The organism is Oscillibacter sp. CU971 (assembly GCF_905219725.1).
Lineage (GTDB): Bacteria > Bacillota > Clostridia > Oscillospirales > Oscillospiraceae > Oscillibacter.
On sequence record NZ_CAJMXG010000244.1, the window covers coordinates 1 to 3,960 of the forward strand.

The 3,960-nt window shown below is 62.5% G+C and carries 3 protein-coding genes; all 3 read left to right on the forward strand.

Features of this window, described 5'->3' with window-relative positions; all coding sequences use genetic code 11:
- Window positions 1-1,160 (forward strand): dihydrolipoamide acetyltransferase family protein (locus tag JX325_RS13305; protein ID WP_204791586.1); only part of this gene is annotated, 1,160 nt, incomplete at its 5' end.
- A 14-nt stretch (window positions 1,161-1,174) separates the two neighbouring features.
- The gene (gene lpdA, locus JX325_RS13310) at window positions 1,175-2,569 is read left to right on the forward strand and encodes a dihydrolipoyl dehydrogenase (RefSeq protein WP_204791587.1); all 1,395 of its coding nucleotides are present in this window, start codon (window positions 1,175-1,177) and stop codon (window positions 2,567-2,569) included.
- A 62-nt stretch (window positions 2,570-2,631) separates the two neighbouring features.
- On the forward strand, window positions 2,632-3,819 hold the full coding sequence (locus tag JX325_RS13315; RefSeq protein ID WP_204791588.1) for a 4-hydroxybutyrate dehydrogenase: 1,188 nt from the start codon (window positions 2,632-2,634) through the stop codon (window positions 3,817-3,819).
- Window positions 3,820-3,960: the final 141 nt, after the last annotated feature.

Genomic DNA, 3,960 nt, shown 5'->3' on the forward strand with positions numbered 1-3,960 from the left:
CCATCACCCAGCCCATCGCCGTTCTGGGCGAGCCCGGTGAGGACATCCCCGCCCTTCTGGGCGGTGACGCGGCCCCCGCCGCCGCGACCGCCCCTGCTGAGGTGGCTCCCGCCGCCGCCGTCGAAGCTCCCGCCGCTCCCGCCGTGGAGCGGGCTCCTGGCGAGCGGGTGTTCTCATCTCCCCGGGCCCGGCTCCGGGCGGAGGAAAACGGCGTGGATATCGCCGCCGTCCCCGGCTCCGGCCCCGACGGGCTGGTGATTGAGCGGGATGTAAACGCCTACATGGCGAACAAGCCCGCCGTGACGCCCCTGGCGGCAAACATTGCCAGGGCTCAGGGCGTGGACCTGGGCGGCGTCGCCGGCACCGGCCCCAATGGGAAAATCACCGCCGCCGACCTGCCCGGCGCGGACGCGGCGGCGATCCCCGCCGCGTCCGCGGCCCAGGAGGCTCCCGCCCCTGTTCAGCAGTCCCGGGTCACTCATACGGAGAAGATGTCCGGCATGCGCAAGGCTATCTCCCGGAACATGCTGGCCAGCAAGGAAACCAACGCCCAGACTAACCACCGCATCAAAGTGGACATGACCGCCGCCATTGCCCTGCGCAAGCAGTACAAGGATCTGGGAATTAAGGTCTCCTATAATGATATCATCGTCCGGGCCTGCGCCAAGGCCCTGATGGATATGCCCATTGTCAACGCCTCCGTGGAGGGGAATGATATCCTATACCACGACTATGTGAACGTGGGCACCGCCGTCTCCGTCCCCGGCGGGCTCATCGTCCCGGTCATCAAGGACGCGGATATCATCGGCCTCACCGGCANNGCGGCGAAGTCCGCCGAGCTGATTGAAAAGGCCCGGGACGGCAAGCTGACGGACGCGGACTACCACGGCGGCACCTTCANGGTGTCCTCTCTCGGCATGTTCGACCTGGACGACTTTGTGGCTATCATCAACCCGCCGGAGTCCGCCATTCTGGCCGTGGGCAAGATCGCCAAAACCCCGGTGGTGGTGACCAACGCTGAGGGCGAGGACGAAATCGTGATTAAATCCATGTGCGCCCTGNGCCTGAGCTATGACCACCGCATCATTGACGGAGCCGAGGCGGCGAAGTTCCTCCAGAAGGTAAAGAACTATCTGCAAAACCCGGTTTTGCTGATTTAAGGGAGGGTTACCGTATGCAGAAATTTGACGCGGNTGTTGTGGGCGGAGGACCTGGAGGCTACGCCTGTGCCATCCGCCTGGCCCAGAACGGCTTGAAAGCCGCCTTGGTAGAGGAAGCTGAACTGGGCGGCACCTGCCTGAACCGGGGGTGCATCCCTACAAAAACCCTGCTTCACTCCGCCGACGTGTACTATGAAGCGAAAAACGGGGGGGCCTTCGGCGTCACCGCCGGGGATGTGACCTTTGACTACGCCAAAATCATCGAGCGGAAAAACGCCGTCTCCAAGCAGCTCAGCAGCGGCATCGCCGCCCTGGAGAAGAGCCACGGCGTCACCGTGTTCAAGGACCGGGCCACGATCACCTCCCGGACCACCGTGGCTCTGGCGGGCGGCGAGACCCTGGAGTGCAAGCACCTGATTGTTGCCACCGGCTCCAACCCCGCCCGGATTCCCATTCCCGGCGTGGACCTCCCCGGCGTGGTGGATTCCACAGGATTGCTGGATATGACCACCTGCCCGAAACACATCATCATTGTGGGCGGCGGCGTCATCGGCATTGAGTTCGCGACGTTCTACTACCGCCTGGGCGTGAAGGTCACCATTGTCGAGATGCTGGACCGGGTCCTGGGCCCCCTGGACAAGGACATGACGGACTTCGTGGAGGCCGAGCTGAAAAAGAACGGCGTGGAGCTGGTCCTGGGCGTGAAGGTGGAGTCCATTGAGCCGGGCCTGAAGGTCAACTACGCCTCCGTCAAGGACGGGGCCAAGGGTACGGCGGAGGGCGACGTGGTCCTCATGGCCGGAGGCCGAGCCCCCAACACCAAGGGCGTGGGCCTGGATACCATCGGCGTGAAGATGGACCGGAAGGACTTCGTGGAGGTGGACGGTCTCTGCCGGACCAACGTCCCCGGGGTCTACGCCATCGGCGACATCAACGGCAAGATGCAGCTGGCCCACGTGGCCACAGCCNAAGGCACGATGGTCGCCGACCACATCGCTGGAAAGCCCTGCAAGCAGCTGAACCTGAACCGCATCCCCTCCTGCGTCTACTGTAACCCGGAGACGGCCATGGTGGGCCTCACGGAGGAGCAGGCCCGGGCCACGGGCCGGGAGATCGGCGTCGGGAAATTCAATCTCTCCGGCAACGGCAAGGCCCTGACCATGGGAGAGAACAAGGGCCTCGTCAAATTCGTCTTTGACAAGGCCACGGAGGAAATCCTGGGCTTCCACGTTATCGGACCCAGGGCCACGGACCTGGCGGCGGAAGTGGCCGCCGTCATGGAGTGCGAGGGGACGATCTCCGAGATTGGCCGCACTGTCCATCCCCACCCGACGGTGAGCGAGGTGGTTATGGAAGCGGCCCACGCCTGCCATGGAACCNGNGTCCACGCGNCGAAGGTCCGCAGATAAACCAAACAGGGCCCCGGCAGATGCCGGGGCCCGCAAAAATAAGACAAGGAGACTGATTACCTATGGCTCAGAAAATGGACGCTTTTTCCGCCTCCCTGATGGCTGATAAGCGCGAGATCATCTTTGCCCCCACCGTGTACAAGTTCGATACCTTCGCCGCCATGGCGGAGGAGTTCAAGCTGAACGAGCGGGACGTGGTGCTGACCAACGAGTTCATCTACACCCCCTTCATGAAGGAGCTGGGCCTCAAGTGCCAGTTCGTCTTCCAGGAGAAGTTCGGCGCGGGCGAGCCCCCCGAGGCCATGATCCAGACCATGTACGACGCCATCCCCTACGCGNGCTATGACCGGGTTATCGCGGTGGGCGGCGGCGCCATCATGGACCTGTGCAAGCTGCTGGGCTGCAAGCGGCCCGACACGGTGCACAACTTGTATTTCAAGCGCTTCCCCGTCCAGCATGAGAAGGACGTCATTGCCATTCCGACCACCTGCGGCATGGGCTCCGAGTGCACGAACATCTCTGTGGCGATTGTCAAGGACGAGAAGGACGGGGTCCTCACCGGCGGCGAGACCAAGCTGGGCCTGGTGTCCGACGACATCATCCCCAACAAGGTGTGCCTGATTCCCGACCTCATCAAGACCCTGCCCTACAAGCCCTTCGCCTGCTCCGCCATCGACGCCCTGGTCCACGCCACCGAGTCCTTCCTGAGCCCCCACCGCAAGACCATGACCTCTGAGCTCTTCTCTGAGAAGGCCATGGACATGATTCTGAAGGGCTTCAAGCTCATCGACGAGAANGGCCAGGACGCCCGGTTCGAGTATCTGGACCAGTTCGTCACCGCCAGTTTCTACGCGGGCATCGCCTTCCTGAAGGCCGGCTGCGGCCCTGTCCACGGCATGAGCTTCCCCCTGGGCGGCACCTATCACGTGGCCCATGGCGAGAGCAACTATATGCTGTTCGGAGCCATCATGGACTACTATGATGAGAAGANTCNCGACGGCGAGATCATGCGCTTCAAGGAGCTGGTGGCCCGTATTCTCGGCTGCGAGTCCAAGAATGCCATCCCCGAGATGAACGCCCTGCTCCAGCGCATCCTGCCCCTGCGTCCCCTGCGGGACTGCGGCTTCACGGAGGAGGACTTCAAGAAGTTCCCCCAGAGCGTGGAGGCCAACCAGCAGCGCCTGATGACCAACGCCTACTATCCCTTCGACCTGGAGAGCGAGGAAGCCATCTACCGCAAGTGCTTCTAAACGTCCTCCTNGTCTATACTTCTTTTCTCTTAGGGGAAACGGGTATGTCCAAATCTGGACATACCCGTCAGCTTGTCGAAAAAGTCTGCCTACCGGCAGACTTTTTCATGTAAAGATGATAAAATAGGGAGTAAGGGGTGA